Genomic DNA, 19,414 nt, shown 5'->3' on the forward strand with positions numbered 1-19,414 from the left:
TGGCGGGCCGATCCTAGCTGCTGAACGGTACCGGGGTCGGGATCGGCTGCGCTCGGAACGCCTCCAGCTGGGTTCCGGGCAGCCCCCAACGTGCCAGCAACAAGGCGGCGGCATCGACCCGACTCAGCCCGAAGTGCGCACGTTCCCACTCCAGCAGCTGCGGCCATGACGCTGTCGGCTGGCGCTCCAGCCAGGCCGCATAGTCGCGCCCCACCAGACGCCACAGCAGGCTGGCACCCAGGGCCGCCCAGCCCTGCGGCTGCGCCATGCGCGCCGGATCGGCGAGCGGCCCGACAGGCCAGGGCTCATGGCGGTCCCGCCTCAGCCAGCTACGGGCTGCGCACAGATCCTGGGCCAGCCCCTGGGTCGAGGCCTCTTCAGCAGGCGCGGCAAAGCCCTGCAGGCAGGCAGTCCCAAGGGCATAGGTCAGGGCCGCCATATCGGGCCCCTGCTCGGCCGGATTCAGGCTGGGCAGACGCAAGGGGCAGGCCCAGTCCGACAGGCCGCCCAGGGCCTGCAGCCGCAGGAAGTCCTCGCGCAGCTGCAGCGGTCCCGCCCCCCACCACTTGCGCGCTGCACGTGTCAGCGCCGGCGCACCGGCATAGCCCAGCTGAGGCGCGATCAGCTCAAGAGCCTGCCCCTGCTCGACCACCGCCTCGAAGGCCAGGCCTTGGCGATGCGCCTGCAGCGTCGCGCTGAAACTGCAGCCCTCGGCCTGCAGCTGACGCCGCAGGCTGGCGGGCGAGCGCCCCAGCTGTTGAGCCACCGGCTCCAGGCCGAGGTCCGCGCCATGGGCGGCCTGGCGCAGGCTGGTCCTGACCTGCGCACGCAGCCGCATGCGCGGCGGGGTCGGCAGGTACAGCTCCAGCAGATCAAAGCAGACCGAGAGTGTCTGGCGCAAGGCGGGGTTGGCACCCGGCAGCGGCATATCCAACAGCTCGGGGCGCAGGCGCATCTCGAAGCAGGACGCGCCGAAGCGAACCGGCAGGCCCATCAGTCCGGCCAGCTGCCCGGGGCACGGGCTGTCGGGCGTCATGACGGAAGCATCCAGCGCCACCGACTCGCCCGGCAGGCAGACACGCAGCAGACCCAGCATCCACGCCCAAGTGCCCTCCCAATACATCAGCAGGCCCAGCGGCGGCGCGGCCGCGCGGGGATGCATGCGCAGGAAGAGCTCGCCCCCCTCCTCACTCAGGCTCAGCACCGCCCAGGGCAGCCAGCCCGACTGGCGCCACAACAGCTCGGCCAGGGCCTCGCGAAGCGTGGCACAGCTGCGCGCGAAATACAGCAGGCCTTCGCCGGCACTGTCATCCACCCGGCTGGCCAGCTCGGCCGGCACATGCGGCAAGCCGTGGGCGAGCAGGCATTCATTCATGCCCACCACCTGCTCCGTACTCAGCCGACGGGCGTCATTGGGCGCCACGCGTTCCAGCCCCCAGCGCTGCTCAAGCTCGGCCCGCAGGCCTGGATGGGGCGACAGCAGCGCGTACAGGGGCTGCAGCTGCCTCAGCTCTACCATGAGATCCGGCAACTCATTCATGGCGCAGCGGCATCGCGGATCTGCAGGGGCAAGGTGTCAGCGGCCTGGCTCAGCGAGCGCACCAGAGCCTCGGGCCGGGATTCCCGGCGGGCCTGGGCTGCCATCTGCGTTAATGCCTCCGCTAGGCCCAGACCCTGCTGGCCCTGGACATCGCTGAGCCATTGGCGCAACTGGGCCGGGCGCAGACCGAAGGTAGCGTGGAAGGCACGCTCCAGCCCCGCCCTGTCGGCATAACCCAGCGCTTCAGCCACTTCGGGCAGAGGCATGCGACGATCCAGAACCGCCATAAAGGCACGCCAGCTGCGCTGCATCTGCAGCAAGTCAGCAAACTTGACCGACTCCTGGGCCAGCCAGCGGCGCAGCGTGCTCGGGCTGCACTCGAAGTACCGGGCCGCATCCTCCAGCGAGATGCCGCTGAGATCGGTCTGACGGCGCAGCCAGCGCAGCAGCTGCTCCGCCTTGTCACTGGCGGCCGCCTGGCGCGGCAACTGCCGCTGCAGCGCTTCCCGCAATGCGTGCACCAGACCCGGGCTGTGCCCTGGCAGGGGCCAGTCCAGACAGCTCAGGGGGAGGTGCAAGGCAAAGCTCGGGGCGCCGAACTCCACCGTGCAGCCCAGCAGAGCCTCCAGCTCGGCGCCCCGTCCGACATCGGCCGTCATGCAGGCCACACGCTCTACGGGGGGCGCGCGGTCCAGGCAACGCGCGATCAGACCATGTAACCAGACCAGACCGGACTCGTAGCGCAGCAGCCGTCCCAGGCGCTGCGACTCGTAACTCGGGGCCATGCTGATCTGCAGCGTCGAAGCGCCACCATGCATCTGCCAGTGGCCGTCGGGCAGCAACCAGGGACTCAGATCGTTGAGGGCTTGCAGAGCCTGACCGAGGCTGGCATGGCTGCGCAAGAAATACACCAGACCATGCGCCACACCGGGATCGACCTGAGCCGCCAGCTTGGCGCCCGCGTGCGGCTCTCCCTGGGCATGCAGCAGCTCGAAGAGCTGCATCAGCTGAGCAGAGGACAAGCGTCCTTGCTGCTGAGCCGGCACCCGGCGCAGGCCTACAACCTGTTCAAGCCGCTCCAGCAGCTCCGGCCGGTCGGCCAAACTCTGGTACAGAGGCTGCAGATGGAAAAGGTCAAGGCCTCTCAAGAGCGCGATCAGCCCACGAACTGCCAGTGCAGGGTCTCACCCCCGCGCAGCGGCTTGAGCTGGGCCTCGCCGAAGGGCACGGACTCCGGCAGGGTCCAGGCCGTCTTGCGCAGGGTCACTCGCTCGGTGTTGCGCGGCAGGCCATAGAAGTCGGGGCCGTGCAGGCTGGAGAAACCTTCCAACTTGTCCAAGGCACCCATGGCCTCGAAGGCCTCGGCGTAGAGCTCCAGGGCCGACAGCGCGGTGTAGCAACCTGCGCCGCACACCGAGTTCTCCTTCATGACCGACGCATGGGGCGCACTGTCGGTGCCCAGGAAGAACTTGGGGCTGCCCGAGGTGGCGGCCTGGATCAGGGCTTGCCGGTGCTGCTCGCGCTTGAGCACCGGCAGGCAGTAGTAATGCGGGCGCAAGCCACCGGTGAAGATGGCGTTGCGGTTGTAGAGCAGGTGCTGCGGCGTGAGCGTGGCCGCGGTGAAACGGTCGGACTGGGCCACGTACTGGGCCGCCTCCAGCGTGGTGATGTGTTCGAACACCACCTTGAGCTCGGGGAAGTCGCGACGCAGCGGCTGCATCACGCGATCGATGAAGACGGCCTCCCGGTCAAAGACATCCACCTCGGGGTCGGTCACCTCGCCATGCACCAGCAGCAGCAGGCCCTCGCGCTGCATGGCTTCCAGGGTCTTGTAGGTCTTGCGGATGTCGGTCACGCCGGCATCGCTGTTGGTGGTGGCACCGGCCGGGTAGAGCTTGAGCGCCACCACGCCCGCCTCGCGCGCCTTCTGAATTTCCTCGACCGGCGTGTTGTCGGTGAGGTACATGGTCATCAGCGGGGTGAAGCTTGCTCCCGCCGGCAGGGCCGCCAGGATGCGCTGGCGATAGGCGCTGGCTTGCTCGGCCGTGGTCACGGGCGGGCGCAGATTGGGCATCACGATGGCACGGGCGAACTGGCGGGCCGTGGCGGGCAGGACGGCCGCCAAGGCTGCGCCGTCGCGCAGATGCACATGCCAGTCGTCGGGGCGGATGAGGCTGAGTTCGTTCATGGCTTGCATTTTCGCATCGCCCTCAAGCAAAAAGGCCTGTTTTCCAACAGGCCCCGCTGCAGGTGGACCCGTGTCGCCACGGGCCCGGACCATGGTGTCAGAAGGGGTAGGCGGGCACGGCGGCCTCGATATCCACCCAGCGACCCGTGGCCAGGCGGTTGTGCTTGCCCGCCGGCAGGGCATAGAAGGCCCGGTTCGCCAGCGGCAGCTTCAGATCCTCCACCGAACCCAGCGCCTCGGGGCTCAGGGGCAGGCCATACATCTCGAAGTACTTGCGCACGTCCTGCCCGATGATCTTGGAGCTGAGCACGTAGAACAGGTCCTCGTTCTTGATGGTGTTGCTGGCGTAGCGGCCCATGGCGTACTTGCCGCGGTTGTTGGCGTCCCAGGCCCGGGCGACCAGTCGATCACCCTTGGTGAGCAGCTGCAGGAACTCCAGCGTGGTCTGCATGCTGGGCTGGGCCAGACCGTGACGCTCGCGGGTGTAGAGGAAGGCGAGCTGGAAGTGCACGGCACGCATGGGGTTCTGGGAGGTTCCCCACCACAGGCGCTGCTGCATATCGGCGCGCAGGGCTTCGCCCGTGAGCCCAGCGCTGCGGCTGGCGCTCAGCATGGCATAGAGCCCCGGATGGTCCAGGTTGTGGCCGGTGTCCAGGCCCAGGGTCTCGTAGATGCGCAGCATGGTGGCGCTGGCCAGGATGTTGTTGTCACACTCCGTGGAGCAGCCCTTGCCACCGGGCGTCATGCGCATCACGCGCTGCACCGTGTTGTGTCCGAGCTCATGCGCCCAGCCCCAGCCCACGGCCAGGCCGGCCGAGCCATCCGACGGATTGCCCGAGCACAGGAAGCCGCAGGTGGCGATCCAGCCCACGAAGTGCTGCACATTGGGCGCACGGTGCAGGGCATCCGAGCTGCAGTCCCAGCCGAACTCGCCGCACAGGCCGCTGGCCGTGGCCGACATGGGCATATTGTTGTAGCCGTTGGCGAAGTGATTGCTGTTGAACAGACCGTCCTTGAGGTTGTTCAGCACATAGGCGCGCGGGTCGGCGTTGCCGATGGCGCTCTTGGCGTACTTGGTGATCTGCTGGATCTCGCCGCCCACCAGCTTGTTGGTCTGCCAGCCGAAGTCGCCCTTCTTGAGCGCGGCCAGGGCCTCGTCGATCTCGGCCTGCCCGGGGTTCTTGGTGAAGTCGAAATGGGCGTACTTGGCCGAGCCCTTGACGCGCAGCGTGATCACGCTACCGGCCTTGGCGCCGCTGTAGGACAGCATCAGCGGGCCGCCGAAGGGCGAGACAAAGTCGGTCGTCCCGCGCAAGGGAATGGCGTAGGAGTGCGGCCGGCGAGGACGGGCGTAGCTGCTGTCCGTCAGCGGATTGCCCCAGGCACGCAGATGACTGGTCTGTACCGCCAGCGAGCTGGCGCCGGCTGCATCCAGCACTTCCAGCTGCACCGGCTTGCCGGGCACGGATGCGCGCCCGATCAGCGTCACGCCGCCGGTTTGCGGAATCGTGACGGTGACGGTCTCCCACTCGGCGCTGACCGCCATATCGCGGGCCTGGGGCGGCATGTAGTCACCCGCACCATTGGGCGGCACCGTGGTCGCCTTGCGATTGAAGACCAGCCAGGAGTCCGAGGCGTAGGTGCGCATGAAGTCACCGGCATTGCCCTTGACGGACAGGGGCGACCCATAACGCACGGACAGACGCTGCACATCGGCCCACAGGGCCAGGTACTGGAAGAGCTGGGCGTCGGTGTCGGCAAACACATTCTCACCCGCACCCTGCAGACGGGCGAGCGAGGTGCTGACCAGATTGATGGGCTGCAGGGCCGAGCTGTCCGTGGAGAAATCCACCGTCAGATCATTGCGCGGCAGCATGCGCAGACTGTTCACCAGCCCGCCGAACTGGTCCGCCTTGGCCAGCATCTCGGCCGGGTTGCGCGAAGCGCCGATCGAGACACCGGAGGCCGCCGCGAAGTAGTTGCCCGGGTAGCCGCCCAGGCTGATACCCATGCCCGAGACCACGCGCTGCAGACCGGCCGAAGCATTCCAGCCGGACTGCATCACCACCACCGCCTTGCCGGCGTCCTGGTAGCTGCGCACCAGGGCAGGCAGGGCCGGATGATCAGCGACACCGCCGCCAAAGACGATCAGGTCCAGTTGCCGCCAGCAGGTGTTGGCGGGATCGGCCACGGCGCAGGAGGACAACACGGCGCTGCTGCCCGCACGCGTCAGGTACTGCTTGACGGTATTGCCGTTGTAGGCCGCCACCCCCACCTGCAGCTGGGCCGGCAGGTTGGCGTCGGCGTTGCCGGTCACGACCCAGTTCATGGCCCGACGGAAAAGCGGGTAATGCTGCTGCTCGCGGGTGGTGCCGGCCATCCAGCTCAACACGTCGGCGCCGTAGACCAGGCCCCGACCCTGCCCTGTCATGGACAGCGCCGCCATGCCCTGCCCCCCGTCGGCAGTCAGCAGCGGCACGGCGATGCTGGCCTTGCCGATGTTCACCGTGGTGCTGTTGGTGCCGTGATTGAGCTGCAGCGCCGCGGCATCGCTGCCCAGGATGGCACGCACCGCCGGCATCTGGGCATTGCCCAGGTCGACGGCCAGCTTGGTGGCACGCTCCAGCAGGGTCGGCTGGTGCGATGCGTTGAGCGCCGTGGCGTCACCCAGCTGGAGTGCACGGGCAATGGGATCGACAGGCAGCGGAGCCGGAGCCGGAGCCGGAGACGGAGCCGGAGCCGGAGCCGGGGACGGTGCCGGAGCCGGCGAAGGCGCGGGGGCTGGGGCGGGGGGCAGCACGGGATTGCCGTCGCCGTCCAGCGGGGGCTGCACGTTCGTGCCAGCGTCTTGTGCGCCACTGGATATCGAGCCGTCCGGCGTCGGGGTGCCGGCAGGTCCCGTGGCACCGGGCTGCGAAGCCCCGGGGGCCGAGTGATTGGGCTCCTCCACCGGCGGCAGGCTTTCAACGCCCGCATTGGGCTGGCCCTGGGCCGCGACCTTGTCCTCCTCCAACGGCTCCTCATCCATGCAGCCCTGCAGGGACAAGCCCACCAGCAGGGCAAGCGTCAAAGGTGCCAGACGCAGGGGCACGGCAGAACGGGACGGCTGAAACATGGAACTCTCGCTAGATGGGTGGACAAGGCAGACTCGGGTGAAGCAGGACGAGTCGCCGGCTCCCGCAGGGGAAGACGCTGCGCAGTCTAGGAAGGGGGGGGCGGGCCCGATATGTCCCCGGCGCTCAGCGGCCATGCAATTGCGCTCAGGCAGGGTGAAATTGCGCGAAATGCGCACAAAGTCGCATTTCCAGAAACGCCCCGTTGCAGAACTCACAAGTCGTACGAGGCGAGGCCCGCCCGGCGTGAATTTCCGGACAGGACGGCGTCAGGGCAGCGCTGCGATGCGAGCGGCTCGGCCAACAATAGCCGGAGTCCATGATCAGGAGAGCAACGTGATCTGCTTCCGAGTCCGTCCCGTGTCCGCCATCGCCTGCACGGCACTGAGCGTGTTGCTCGGCGCTTGCGCCAGCCGCTCCGCCGAGCCGCTGGGCCCGCCCGCCAAGGAGATGATCTATGCCGTGACCGCCAGCCATCAGCTGATCCAGTTCAACGCCGGGCAGCCACAGCAACTGCTTGCACGCAGGCAGCTCGACGGCCTGGCCCCGGGCGATCATCTGCTGGGCATCGACTACCGGGTGGCCAAGGGCCAGCTCTTCGGCTTGGGTGCCAGCGGCCAGCTCTATCGCATAGACCCCGCGACCGGCCGGGCCACTGCCGTGGGAGCACCCGTAGCCCTGACCCGCGAAGGCGCCAGCGAATGGGGCTTTGACTTCAACCCCACGGTGGACCGCATCCGGGTCGTCAACGACAAAGGCTTCAATCTACGCCTGCACCCGGACACGGGCGCCATCGTCGACGCCAAGCCCGAGCAGGCAGGACTGCAGCTCGATGAGCCACTGCGATATGACAACGGAGATGCCAATGCCGGCAAGGAGCCAGGCATCGTGGCGGCCGGCTACAGCTACAACAAGGACGACGAGAAGATCACCACCAACTACGCCCTGGACGGCAGGCTGGGCACCCTGGTGCACCAGGGGAGCAAGGAAGGGGTGCAGCCCCTGATCTCGCCCAACACCGGGCGGCTCTTCACGGTGGGTTCGCTGGGCATAGGCAGCTTCGCCCACGCCAGCCTGGACATCTCGGATGTTTCCAATACGGCCTATGCCGCGGTGCGCCAGGGCAGCGTCTCGCGCTGGTACCGCATTGAGCTGAGCAGTGGCCGGGCCACGCTGATCGGCACCATCGCTGGCGGCGAGCCCGTCGTGGGCACCGCCATCGAGCCCTGAGCACTCCAAGGCCGCAAAGAGCAAGGGCGCCCATGGGCGCCCTTGTTGTTCAGCGAGGCCGCGCCCAGCGCGGTGCAGGCTCAGTGCTGCAGGATCTTGGACAGGAAGTCCTTGGCACGCGGGGAACGCGCTTCCGGGTTGCCAAAGAACTCGTCGCGCTGGCAGTCCTCGACGATCTTGCCGGCATCCATGAAGATCACGCGGTTGCTGACCTTCTTGGCAAAGCCCATCTCGTGCGTCACACACATCATGGTCATGCCCTCGTTGGCCAGCTGCACCATCACGTCCAGCACCTCACCCACCATCTCGGGGTCCAGGGCCGAGGTGGGCTCGTCGAACAGCATCACGATGGGGTCCATGGACAGCGCGCGGGCGATGGCCACGCGCTGCTGCTGGCCGCCGGAGAGCTGCCCGGGGAACTTGTCCTTGTGGGCCATCAGGCCCACGCGGTCCAGCATCTTCAGGCCGCGTGCCTTGGCGTCATCCAGGCTGCGGCCCAGCACCTTGACCTGGGCAATGGTCAGGTTCTCGGTGACCGAGAGATGGGGGAAAAGTTCGAAGTGCTGGAACACCATGCCCACGCGCGAGCGCAGCTTGGGCAGATCGGTGCGCGGATCGGTCAGGCTGGTGCCGTCCACAATGATGTCGCCCTGCTGAATGGGCTCCAGCGCGTTGACGGTCTTGATCAGGGTGGACTTGCCCGAGCCGGAGGGCCCGCACACCACCACCACCTCGCCCTTCTTGATGCTGGTGGTGCAATCGGTCAGCACCTGGAAGGGGCCGTACCACTTGGAGACGTTCTTGATTTCGATCATGGCGCTTCTAGCCCTTAGCGAATGATGGCAATCTTCTTCTGCAGGCGACGCACCAGCATCGACAGCGAGAAGCAGATGACAAAGTAGACCAGGGCCGCGACCAGATAGGTCTCGACCGGGCGGTTGAAGTTCTTGCCGGCCACCTCGAAGCCCTTGAGCAGGTCATAGGCCCCGATGGCGTAGACCAGGGAGGTGTCCTGGAAGAGGATGATGGTCTGGGTCAGCAGCACCGGCAGCATATTGCGGAAGGCCTGGGGCAGCACCACCAGCTGCATGGTCTGACGGTAGGTCATGCCCACCGCGTAGCCTGCATAGACCTGGCCCTTGGGCACGCTCTGGATGCCGGCACGCATGATCTCAGAGAAGTAGGCCGCCTCGAACACCGTGAAGGTGATCATGGCCGAGAGCTCCGCGCCCATGGGCTTGCCGATCAGCAAGGGAATCAGCAGGAAGAACCACAGGATCACCATCACCAGGGGGATGGAGCGCAGGGTATTCACATAGAAGGCGGCGGGAACGGCCAGCCACTTCTTGCCCGACAGGCGCATCAGCGCCAGCACGGTGCCCAGGGCGATGCCGCCCACCATGGCGATCAGGGTCAGCTGCACGCTGAACACCAGACCCTTGAGCACGAAACTGGAAACCAGGTTCCAGTCCATGAAACTGAAGTCGAGATTCATGCTTACTTGCCCCCCACCATGCCGGGCACGGCCACGCGGTGCTCGATGAATAGCGCAATGCGGTTGACCGCGAAGGCGGAGATGAAGTACAGGCCCGTAACCCCCAGATAGATCTCGATGCCCCTGGAGGTTTCCTCCTGGGCCTGCATGGCGAACATGGTCAGCTCCGCGATCGAGACCGCGAAGGCCACCGAGGAGTTCTTGATGATGTTCATGCTCTCGCTGGTGAGCGGCGGGATCACGATGCGAAAGGCCATGGGCAGCAGCACATAGCGATAGGTCTGCGGCAGGGTGAAGCCCATGGCCAGCCCCGCGTAGCGCTGCCCCTTGGGCAGGCTCTGGATACCGGCCCTGACCTGCTCGGCAATACGCGCCGAGGTGAAGAAGCCCAGGGCAAACACCACCAGGAGGAAGCTGGGAACCTGCTTGAGCGGCGGGATAAGCGCGGGCAGCACGTGGTACCAGAGGAAGACCTGGACCAGCAGCGGAATATTGCGGAACAGCTCGGTCCAGGCATTGCCCAGGGCCACCAGGGCCTTGCTGGGCGTGGTGCGAAAGATGCCCATCAGCGAGCCAAACACCAGGGCCACCACCAGCGCCAGCAACGCCACGCTCAGGGTCCAGCCCCAGGCGGACAGCATCCAGTCAAGATAGGTGATGTCGCCACCGCTACCAAAGCAGCTGGCGCGCACCTCACCGTCGATGGTGTCCTTGCAGAACACCTGCCAATCCCATGTCATCGCCACCGCGAAATCCCCTCAAAAAACGAGGCCGCCCGTTTACAGCCCGGGCGGCCTCTCAGCCATCAGTCAAGCGCCCGGATTACTTCTTGGCGTACTCTTCCATCGGCTTGTCGTTCGGGTTGGCCCAAGCCGCCTTGGTGTTGTCGTTGGCCGCCATGCCGACCTTGGTGTTGGACGGCGGGATGGGCTGCTCGAACCACTTGGTCCACAGCTTGGCGATGTCGCCGGACTTCATCATGGCCTTGATGCTGTCGTCCACGGCCTTCTTGAAGGCGGGGTCGTCCTTGCGCATCATGATGGCGATCGGCTCCACCGACAGCACCTCGCCCACGATCTTGAACTCAGCCGGATTCTTGGCCTTGGCGATATTGCCGGCCAAGATGGCACCGTCCATCACGAAGGCGTCGGCACGGCCCGACTCCAGCAGCAGGAAGCTGTCGGCATGGTCCTTGCCGAACACTTCCTTGAAGTCCACGCCCGTGGCGCGCTCATGCTTGCGCAGGGTCTGGACCGAGGTGGTGCCGGTGGTGGTGGCCACGGTCTTGCCATTGAGCTGAGCGATATTGCTGATGCCCGAGTTGGCCTTGACAGCGATGCGCACTTCCTCCACGAAGGTGGTCACGGCAAAGGCCACGTCCTTCTGGCGGGTGGCATTGTTGGTGGTCGAGCCGCACTCGATGTCCACGGTGCCGTTCTGAACCAGGGGGATGCGGTTCTGCGAGGTCACGGGCTGGTACTTCACGTCCAGCTTGGCCAGGCCCAGCTGCTTCTGCACATCGGCCAGCACCTTCTGGCAGATTTCCACGTGGTAGCCGACGTACTTGCCGTCGCCCAGCGTGTAGGACAGAGCCCCGGAGGACTCGCGCACGCCCATGGTGACCGCGCCGCTGTCCTTGATCTTCTTCAGCGTGTCCGCATGCGCAACACCGGCAGCGGCAGCAACGGCCAGCACAAGCAATGTCTTCTTCATAAGAGCTCCTGGTTCAAGTTCAATCCCAAGGTCTGAAGCAGACCATGGGCCCACTTCTTACCAAGTACGCAGTTTTACGCATTTGAGCCTGCGCTTCGCAGCTTGCCAAAGAATTTTTCCGGCGCGGCTCTGATCCGGCGGGAAACTCGCAACAAGCGCCGCACTCTAGCGACAGCAACTAGGCACGCCCAATGCAGAAAATGCATCTCCGTCATGCCAGGCCAACATGACCAACTGGGGAAAACACTAGCGCATCAAGCCCGCCTGGAACAAGAAGTCCCAGAGCGACTGAGCAGCTGGTTTGCTGCGACGTGCAACCTCGGGGCGTTCGCGGTATATGCGCAGGTCCATGCTCAATTCAAAGGCGCCTGAAGGGGCCGCCTGAACCAACCGACGAGCTTTCAGCTCCTTTTTTACCGAACTCGCCGGCAGAAAGGCCAGGCCATGCCCCTCCAGCGCCATGGCTTTGAGCCCCTCGGCCATATCTGTCTCGTAAATCGCATCCAAGTTGAGGGCCAGTGGCGCGTCCTTGACGATCAGCTCCACCAAGCGCCCCAAGTAGGCACCCGCGGCATAGCTGAGAAACGGGATTTTCTGTCCTGGGTGCCCCGGCAAGTGAAAGAGGGGATGGCCATTGGCATCGGCCTTGGCATAAGCAGCCAAGGTCTCGGTCCCCAGCGAGGCCATTTCGTACCGCTCCGGGTCTAGCTGCAAGGGCTGGCTGGGATGGTGGTAGGCCAGCAGCAGGTCGCAATTGCCCTCGCTGAGCTGCATCATGGCGTCATGCACATTCAGCGCATTGAGCCGGGTCTTGATGGCGCCGAAACGCTGGCGCAACTCCATCAGCCAGTGCGGGAAGAAGCTGAAGGCCAGGGAGTGCGGCACGGCGAACTCGATCATGTCCTGGCCCGCGGCCTGATGGCTGCGCAGCATATTGCGCGTGGCCTGCAGGCTACCCAGGATCTCGATGGCCTGGTCCAGCAAAGTCTCGCCCGCGGCCGTGAGCCGGGTCGGATAGGAGGATCGATCCACCAGGTCCACCCCCGCCCAGGCTTCCAGCGCCTGGATGCGCCGCGAGAAGGCCGGTTGGGTCACATGCCGGAGCTGGGCCGAACGCGAGAAGCTGCGCGTCTCGGCCAAGCTGACGAAGTCTTCAAGCCACTTGGTTTCCACGCGGGCAGTGTAGCCCGCCCGGGCAAACCCCCATCTGCGGGCCTCCCACACCCCAAGCACCCCCTGGATGGAGGGGGGCCAGGTCATGCTTTCTCAGAACGCTTGAGTACAGTCAACGCAGCTGGGTCAGGCTAGCGCAGACCGTTCAAACAACCCATATCGGGGCATCCACCATGAAGCTCATCCAGGCCGCGATCGCAACCTTCACGCTGGCGGGCGCCACGGCCGCCATGTCCGCCCCGGTGCTGAACTTCGAGAACCTGTTCACCGCCACAGACAAGCCGGACAGCCTGGTGCGATTGAGCGACCAGTACGAAAGCAGTGGCGTGCTGTTCGAGAGCGAGGGCTGGGTGGTGAACGCCCGCGGGGCCGGCGGCCTGGGCAACTTCAGCAATACGCCCTCCGGTATCGCGGCGGCAACCCTGATCTCGGACGCCATGAGCGGCCCGGCCAGTTTGCTGGCGCGCGTCAAGGGCGGCTTCCAGGACAGCCTGACCCTGAGCTACACCACGGACCAGATCGATGTGGGCGTGAGCCTGCTGGACGAACAGGGCAAGGTGCTGAGCAGCTTCCTGCTCAATAGCGTGAGTCAGGTCGGCTGCGGCACCTTGGACCTGTGCAACTGGAGCCGTGGCACCAAGCTCAGCTTTGATGGGACGGCCTACGCCGTGCGTTTCAGCGGGGCAAGCGGCCAAGCCTTCTTCGACGACATCAGCTTCGGCAGCGGCGGCAACCAGACCGTGCCCGAGCCCGCCAGCCTGGCCCTGTTGGTGGCCGGCCTGGCCGCCGCCGGCTGTGCCCGCCGCCGCAGGACCGGCGCCGCCTGAGCCTTCACCGCCCCCGCCGATCAGGCCACGCCATGCGTGGCCTTTTTCATGGGCGCGCGCCGCCGCGCGGCCGGTTTCAGCCCCCCTCGCCCGACTGCTGCAGCTGCCACATCTGGGCATAGCGTCCCTGGCGGGCCAGCAGCTCGGCATGGCGGCCGCGCTCGACGACGCGGCCGGCCTCCATCACCAGGATCTCGTGCGCGTCCACCACGGTGGAGAGGCGGTGCGCGATCACCAGCACGGTCTTGTTGCGACCCACCGCCTCCAGCTCGGCCTGGATGGCGCGCTCATTGCGCGAGTCCAGGGCCGAGGTGGCCTCGTCAAAGATCAGCAGGGGCGGGTCCTTGAGCAGGGTGCGGGCAATCGCCACACGCTGCTTCTCGCCGCCGCTGAGCTTGAGCCCGCGCTCGCCCACCAGGGTCTCGTAGCCCTTGGGCGAGGCGGCGATGAAGTCGTGGATATGCGCGGCGCGCGCCGCCGCCTCGATCTCCTCGCGCGTGGCGCCGGGGCGGCCGTAGGCAATGTTGTAGGCCACCGTGTCATTGAAGAGCACCGTGTCCTGGGGCACGATGCCGATGGCGCGGCGCAGCGAGGCCTGGCTCACCGTGCGGATGTCCTGGCCATCGATGCTGATGCGCCCGCCGTCCACATCGTAGAAGCGGTAGAGCAGCCGGGCCAGGGTGCTCTTACCCGCGCCGCTGGGCCCCACCACCGCCACCTTCTTGCCGGCCGGGATTTCGAAGCTGAGTTCCTGCAGGATGGGCCGCGCCGCCTCATAGCCGAAGCGCACCGCTTCGAAGCGCACCGTGGCCCCGGCCAGTTGCAGGGCCGGCGCGCCGGGCGCATCCGCCACCTCGCGCTCGCGTTCCAGCAGGCCGAACATCTTGTCCAGATCGGTCAGGCTCTGCTTGATCTCGCGGTAGATCACGCCCAGGAAGTTGAGCGGGATGTAGAGCTGGATCATGAAGGCATTGATCATGACCAGGTCGCCCAGGCTCATGCGCCCCTCCACCACGCCCTGGGTGGCGCGCCAGAGCATGGCCACCAGGGCCACGGCGATGATGAGCTGCTGGCCGCTGTTCAGCAGGGACAGCGTGGTCTGCGACTTGAGCTGGGCACGGCGCAGGGCCTCCAGGCTCTCGTCGTAGCGACGCGCCTCGAAATCCTCGTTGTTGAAATACTTGACCGTCTCGTAGTTCAGCAGGGAATCGATGGCCTTGGTGTGCGCCACCGAATCCAGCTCATTGAGCTGGCGGCGGAACTTGGTGCGCCACTCGGTCACGAGGATGGTGAAGGCGATATAGACCACCAGGGCGCCCACGGTGATCCAGGCAAACATCGCATCGAACTTGTAGGCCAGCAGGCCCAGCACCAGCCCCACCTCGATCAAGGTCGGCAGGATGCTGTAGAGCGAGTAGGAGATCAGGGAATGCACCGCCCGGGTGCCGCGCTCGATATCGCGGGTCATGCCCCCGGTCTGGCGCTCCAGATGGAAGCGCAGACTCAGATCATGAAGATGGCGGAAGACCTGCAGCGAGATGGAGCGCGCCGTGCCCTCGGTGGCCTTGGCAAAGATCAGCTCGCGCAGCTCGGTGAAGAGCGAGGTGGACAGGCGCAGGCCGCCGTAGGCCAGCAGCAGGCCCATGGGCACCACCATCAGGGCGCGGGCATCGCCCGGCGCCAGGCTCAGGCTGTCCACCAGGTTCTTGAGCAGCACCGGCACGCCCACATTGGCCAGCTTGGCACCCAGCATGAAGGCCAGGGCCAGGCCCACGCGCCAGCGATAGCGCCAGAGATAGGGCAGCAGCTTGGCAATGGTGGCCCAGTCCGAGCGCGCCGGCGCCGAGGCCGAGGCGGTAGCGGGAGCAGGAGAGTGGGCGGAGTCTTGGGGTGGGGGCTGGCTGACGCGGGCTCGCATGGCGTGCAATTTGCTGGGGACTTGGGCAAGCGCTGTCACCCCATGGCGCCAGCCTCGGGCTGGCGCCGGAGGACAATAGCGTCAAGCTGCAACAGGCCCCAAGCTTCCCCTATGGAGGCTCAAGGGTCTTGGCATTTCTTGTTCTAACCCTCATTGTCACAGGCTTGCCACGCGCCGGCCTCAAGCACCATGTCCGACCTTTCCTCGACCGCCGCCTCCCCCGCCCTAGCCCCGGCTCACCCGCGCGAACTGGTGATGCGCGTCATGCCCATGCCGGCCGACGCCAATGGCAATGGCGATATCTTCGGCGGCTGGATCATGGCCCAGGTCGACCTGGCGGGATCGGTGCTGCCGGCTCGCATCACCCGCGGCCGCGTGACCACCGTGGCCGTCAATGAATTCATCTTCAAGCAGCCGGTCTCGGTGGGCGATCTGCTGTCCTTCTACGCCAGCGTGCGACGCATAGGCCGTACCTCGGTCACCGTGCATGTGGAAGTGGTGGCCGAGCGCAATCCCGCCAATCCGCAGGTGGTCAAGGTCACCGAGGCCAATCTCACCTATGTGGCCATCGACCGCGAGGGCAAGCCCCGCCCCTTCGCCGAAGCCGCCACCAGCCCGGCAGCCTGAGCCCATGCGCGGCCAGCCCGCTGCCACCGGGGCCTCGGTGCTGATCCTGGGCGGCGGCGCCATCGGCAGCGCCGTGGCCGCCCAGCTCGCAGCCCTGCGCCCTGATCTGCATCTGCAGGTGCTGGAGCGCGACCCCGGCTACCAGCTCGCCTCCTCGTCACGCTCGGCCGCCTCCATCCGCCAGCAGTTCAGCACGCCGCTGAACATCGCCCTGTCCCTGCACGGCCTGGCCGTGCTGCGGGAGCTGGGGCCCGAAGCGGCCCTGGTGGAACGCGGCTACCTCTATCTGGCCAACAGCGAGGCCGGCGCCCAGGGTCTGGCCGAGCTGCACCGCCTGCAAACCCAGGCCGGCGCCGAGATCGAGCTGCTCGCCCCGGCCGCGCTGCGCCAGCGCTGGCCCTGGCTGGCCACGGATGATCTGCAACTCGGCGCCTGGGGCCGCCGCGGCGAAGGCTGGTTCGACGGCTGGGGCCTGCTGCAGCACTACCGCCGCCAGGCCCTGGCGCGAGGGGTGCGGTATCTGGCCGATGAAGCCCTGGCCCTGGAGCGCGACGCCCAGGGCGCGCTGATGGGTGTGCGTTGCCGCTCCGGCACGCGCCTGCAGGCCGATCTCTATGTGCTGGCCTGCGGCGCCTGGTCCGGCGCCCTGGCCGCCAGCGCCGGCCTGCAGGTGCCGGTGGAGGCCAAGCGACGCAGCGTCTATGCCTTCCACACGCCCGAGGCGGCGCGCGACTGCCCCCTGGTGATCGACCCCTCGGGCCTGTGGTTCCGCCCCGAGGGCGAGGGCCAGTTCATCTGCGGCGGCCCGCCCCTGGACCCGGCCGATCCCAGCAACCTGCCCCTGGACCCCGAGCCCGATCTCTTCGAGGAACGGCTCTGGCCCGCTCTGGCCGCCCGGGTGCCCGGCTTCGAGCAGCTGCGCCAGCAGCGCGCCTGGGCCGGCTACTACGAAATGAACAGCTTTGACCACAACGGCCTGATCGGCCCGCTGGAAGATCAGGGCTGCGCCAATCTGCTGCTGGCCTGCGGCTTCTCCGGTCATGGTCTGCAGCATGCACCGGGCGTCGGACGGGGTCTGGCGGAATGGATCGCCCACGGCGAATACCGCAGCCTGGACTTGAGCCCGCTGAGCCCACGCCGCCTGGCACTGGGTCAGCCCTATCTGGAACGCAATGTGATCTGAGCCCGCGACTCAGAGGCGGCGGCCCACCGCTTGCCACTCCCGCACCAGGCGTTCCGCCAGGGCCTCAGCCCACAAGGCGTAACCGGCGGGGCCCGGGTGGAACCCGTCGGCGGCCATCAGACCGGGCAAGGCATGACCGCCTTGCCGAGGCAGGGCAAAGGACTCCATACCGCGGTCACCGCAGGCCTGGAGCTGCTGCGCCAAAGCCCGGTTCAGGCTGGCGGCCCGATCGCCCATCCACCACCGCAGGGGCTGGGGCAGCAGCGGGAAGTCATGCATGGGTGGCACGGCGCTGTGCAGGGTGTAGCGCACCCCGGCGCGCGCCAGCGCCAAGCGATGCAGCTGCGCCAGCTGATCGAGCCAGCGCCCCGCACTCAAGCCAGCACTCACATCATTCACACCTAGGGCCGTGACCAGCACATCCGCCGGCAACACTTCCGGGGCCTGAGCCAGATGATCCAGCGCCTCGGCCGTGGTGTGCCCCGTGCGCGCCAGCAACTGCCACTGCACCCGAGCGCCCAAGCGCTGCGCCAGCGCCTGAGCAAGCCGGCCCGCCAGCGCCTCTTCCTGCGTCCCGACACCGACACCGGCTCCCGAAGAGTCCCCCACGATCAGCACGCGCAGGCCCAGCCCACCCTGGCCCGCGCTGCCCTGTCTGGGCCCTATGGCCTCGGGGAGCCGCAAGGCGCGGCGACGCACATCGCGTCCCTGCCAGATCAGCAGCGGCGCCAGCAAGACGCTACAGCCCAATCTCAGCATCTCAGTCCTCGGTCGCCGCCGTGTCGAACTTCTTTACAAAAGGGCGGCCATCGCACAAAACACAGGCGCCAAGTCTTTGTTTCCATGATGTTTTTCCTGGATGGCACACATCCTGCGGCGTTCACCCAACCTCATATGCGGGAGTTTTCAGCATGAAATGGTCTCTCTCCCAAATCCTTCTCGGGGCCGGCCTGGTCCTGAGCATGAGCGCCCCACTGCATGCTGGCCCGGTGCCATCCGGTCTCAGCATCAGCGCGTGGGTCGGCCTGGATACCGGCAATTCCAAAGACCCGGTCGGTGGCGCCAGTCAGAGCGGCAGCATCTTTCACAGCAATAGCAGTCCGGGCAGCAGCAGCTTCAGCGGCTCCCCGGCAAGTCTGTCGCCGAGCAGCTTGAGTGCCAATCTGCTGCAGACCGGCGACAGCTTCGGCGCCAGCTTTTCGATGTCGGGCAGCACGGGCAACTTCACGACCGTGCAGACCGATGGCTTGTTCGCCGACTTCTCGCTGAACCTGGTGAACAGCTCGCTCAGCGAGACCTTCACCGTGCTGTTCCGGGTCGATACCCGAAATGCCGTCAATGTCGACGGACGCGACGCCTTCGCCTTTTCGGACCTGAGCATCAAGGATGCCGATCTCAACGAGCTCTATTACACGGACTACCAGGCCGACAGCCTCAACCCTGGCAACAACCGGGCCGAGAACAGCCTGGACGACAGCTTCAGTCTGATCCTGGCGCCGGGACAGAGCTTGGCCATCAGCGGTCTGCAACGCCAGCGCGGCGGCGCTTTCGGGGACGGCAGCAGCAGCTACAGCGCCTCACTGTTCAGCACGATTTTGCTGGAAGAAGTGCGCAGCAGCGGTGGGAACAATCAGATCCCCCTGCCCGGCAGCCTGCCCCTGGCGCTGATCGCCCTGCTGGGCGGGGCCTGGGCGCTGCAGCGCCGTGCGCATCCGGCCTCCCCCCTGGCTCCCCCCGTGCAAGAAAGGTCCTGAATCATGATCGATCTGACTCACTCCTCAAAGGCATCTCGTCCGCTGCCAGGCCTGCTGCTGGCCCTAGGGCTGTTTGCCGCCGCCGCGCCGGCCCAGGCCTGCAACACCGAGCCCTATATCGGCTCCGTCTGCCAGGTGGCCTTCACCTTCTGTCCACGAGGCTACGCGGAAGCCGCGGGCCAGATCATGTCCATCGCGCAGAACACGGCCCTGTTCTCCCTGCTGGGCACGACCTATGGCGGCAACGGTCAAACCACCTTTGCACTGCCGGACCTGCGTGGGCGCGCGCCCATCGGTGTCGGTACGGGCCCCGGGCTATCCAATATCCAGTTGGGCGAACAGTCCGGCCAGGAGAACGCCCAGCTCACCGTGGCGCAGTTGCCCCCCCACACACACAGCGCGCAGCTACGCGCGGTCAGTGCGGCCGGCAATACCGACAGCCCCGCCGGCACGCTGCCCGCCAAGCTGGCGCGCAGCAATGTCTACAGCAGCGCTGGCAGTGACACGGCCATGGCCGCGGGCGCAGTCACGGTCGGCAGCGCCGGGCTTGGCCAGCCCTTCCCCATCCGCAACCCCTATCTGGGCATGCGCTATTGCATCGCCACTGAGGGCATCTACCCCTCGCGCCCCTGAGCCCGCCCGCGGGGTGGCCA

At 66.7% G+C, this 19,414-nt stretch carries 17 protein-coding genes; 6 read left to right on the plus strand and 11 right to left on the minus strand.

What is annotated here, in order from left to right; genetic code table 11:
- Positions 1–13: 13 nt before the first annotated feature.
- From DFR39_RS20165 to DFR39_RS09300, 4 genes are all read right to left on the minus strand, one after another.
- Positions 14–1,519: a helix-turn-helix domain-containing protein gene (locus DFR39_RS20165; RefSeq protein WP_162849474.1), complete on the minus strand. Its 1,506-nt coding sequence runs from the start codon at positions 1,517–1,519 to the stop codon at positions 14–16.
- Positions 1,520–1,536: 17 nt separating this feature from the next.
- The gene (locus DFR39_RS09290; RefSeq protein ID WP_342776818.1) at positions 1,537–2,688 is read right to left on the minus strand and encodes a helix-turn-helix domain-containing protein; all 1,152 of its coding nucleotides are present in this window, start codon (positions 2,686–2,688) and stop codon (positions 1,537–1,539) included.
- Positions 2,689–2,696: 8 nt separating this feature from the next.
- On the minus strand, positions 2,697–3,728 hold the full coding sequence (pyrC, locus tag DFR39_RS09295) for a dihydroorotase (protein WP_133603275.1): 1,032 nt from the start codon (positions 3,726–3,728) through the stop codon (positions 2,697–2,699).
- Between the two features lie 97 nt (positions 3,729–3,825).
- Positions 3,826–6,843, minus strand: coding sequence for an ImpA family metalloprotease (locus DFR39_RS09300; protein WP_162849475.1), 3,018 nt, complete (start codon positions 6,841–6,843; stop codon positions 3,826–3,828).
- A gap of 358 nt (positions 6,844–7,201) precedes the next feature.
- On the opposite strand from DFR39_RS09300, the gene DFR39_RS09310 reads away from it, so the two are divergent.
- The gene (locus DFR39_RS09310) at positions 7,202–8,071 is read left to right on the plus strand and encodes a DUF4394 domain-containing protein (RefSeq protein ID WP_246030761.1); all 870 of its coding nucleotides are present in this window, start codon (positions 7,202–7,204) and stop codon (positions 8,069–8,071) included.
- 80 nt (positions 8,072–8,151) lie between these two features.
- Here DFR39_RS09310 and DFR39_RS09315 read toward each other — a convergent pair whose 3' ends face one another.
- The 5 genes from DFR39_RS09315 to DFR39_RS09335 all read right to left on the minus strand — a co-directional run bounded on the left by DFR39_RS09315 (position 8,152) and on the right by DFR39_RS09335 (position 12,452).
- Complete coding sequence (locus DFR39_RS09315) at positions 8,152–8,886, minus strand: amino acid ABC transporter ATP-binding protein (protein ID WP_133603279.1); 735 nt, start codon at positions 8,884–8,886, stop codon at positions 8,152–8,154.
- 14 nt (positions 8,887–8,900) lie between these two features.
- Entirely contained in the window at positions 8,901–9,566 is a 666-nt protein-coding gene (locus DFR39_RS09320) for an amino acid ABC transporter permease (protein WP_133603280.1), read from the minus strand.
- A 2-nt stretch (positions 9,567–9,568) separates the two neighbouring features.
- Complete coding sequence (locus DFR39_RS09325; protein WP_133603435.1) at positions 9,569–10,306, minus strand: amino acid ABC transporter permease; 738 nt, start codon at positions 10,304–10,306, stop codon at positions 9,569–9,571.
- An 82-nt stretch (positions 10,307–10,388) separates the two neighbouring features.
- Entirely contained in the window at positions 10,389–11,279 is an 891-nt protein-coding gene (locus tag DFR39_RS09330; RefSeq protein ID WP_133603281.1) for an amino acid ABC transporter substrate-binding protein, read from the minus strand.
- A gap of 246 nt (positions 11,280–11,525) precedes the next feature.
- Entirely contained in the window at positions 11,526–12,452 is a 927-nt protein-coding gene (locus DFR39_RS09335; protein WP_133603282.1) for a LysR family transcriptional regulator, read from the minus strand.
- Between the two features lie 173 nt (positions 12,453–12,625).
- Here DFR39_RS09335 and DFR39_RS09340 point away from each other — a divergent pair, with 173 nt between their 5' ends.
- Positions 12,626–13,279: a PEP-CTERM sorting domain-containing protein gene (locus DFR39_RS09340; RefSeq protein WP_133603283.1), complete on the plus strand. Its 654-nt coding sequence runs from the start codon at positions 12,626–12,628 to the stop codon at positions 13,277–13,279.
- Between the two features lie 76 nt (positions 13,280–13,355).
- Here DFR39_RS09340 and DFR39_RS09345 read toward each other — a convergent pair whose 3' ends face one another.
- Complete coding sequence (locus DFR39_RS09345; RefSeq protein ID WP_133603284.1) at positions 13,356–15,197, minus strand: ABCB family ABC transporter ATP-binding protein/permease; 1,842 nt, start codon at positions 15,195–15,197, stop codon at positions 13,356–13,358.
- A 189-nt stretch (positions 15,198–15,386) separates the two neighbouring features.
- On the opposite strand from DFR39_RS09345, the gene DFR39_RS09350 reads away from it, so the two are divergent.
- Both DFR39_RS09350 and DFR39_RS09355 read left to right on the plus strand, forming a co-directional pair.
- Positions 15,387–15,824, plus strand: coding sequence for an acyl-CoA thioesterase (locus DFR39_RS09350; RefSeq protein WP_133603285.1), 438 nt, complete (start codon positions 15,387–15,389; stop codon positions 15,822–15,824).
- 4 nt (positions 15,825–15,828) lie between these two features.
- Positions 15,829–17,007 carry an NAD(P)/FAD-dependent oxidoreductase gene (locus tag DFR39_RS09355; RefSeq protein ID WP_133603286.1) on the plus strand — a complete coding sequence of 393 codons (1,179 nt, stop codon included), beginning with the start codon at positions 15,829–15,831 and terminating at the stop codon, positions 17,005–17,007.
- A gap of 9 nt (positions 17,008–17,016) precedes the next feature.
- On the opposite strand, the gene DFR39_RS09360 is transcribed toward DFR39_RS09355, so the two are convergent.
- The gene (locus tag DFR39_RS09360) at positions 17,017–17,766 is read right to left on the minus strand and encodes an SGNH/GDSL hydrolase family protein (protein WP_133603287.1); all 750 of its coding nucleotides are present in this window, start codon (positions 17,764–17,766) and stop codon (positions 17,017–17,019) included.
- Between the two features lie 203 nt (positions 17,767–17,969).
- Here DFR39_RS09360 and DFR39_RS09365 point away from each other — a divergent pair, with 203 nt between their 5' ends.
- Together DFR39_RS09365 and DFR39_RS09370 are read left to right on the plus strand one after the other, a co-directional pair.
- Positions 17,970–18,761 carry a hypothetical protein gene (locus tag DFR39_RS09365; RefSeq protein ID WP_133603288.1) on the plus strand — a complete coding sequence of 264 codons (792 nt, stop codon included), beginning with the start codon at positions 17,970–17,972 and terminating at the stop codon, positions 18,759–18,761.
- Between the two features lie 3 nt (positions 18,762–18,764).
- Positions 18,765–19,394 (plus strand): phage tail protein, encoded by a 630-nt coding sequence (locus tag DFR39_RS09370; protein WP_133603289.1) that lies wholly within the window; start codon positions 18,765–18,767, stop codon positions 19,392–19,394.
- The last annotated feature ends 20 nt before the right edge of the window (positions 19,395–19,414 follow it).

Source organism: Roseateles asaccharophilus, from assembly GCF_004362405.1.
GTDB classification, from domain to species: domain Bacteria; phylum Pseudomonadota; class Gammaproteobacteria; order Burkholderiales; family Burkholderiaceae_C; genus Kinneretia; species Kinneretia asaccharophila.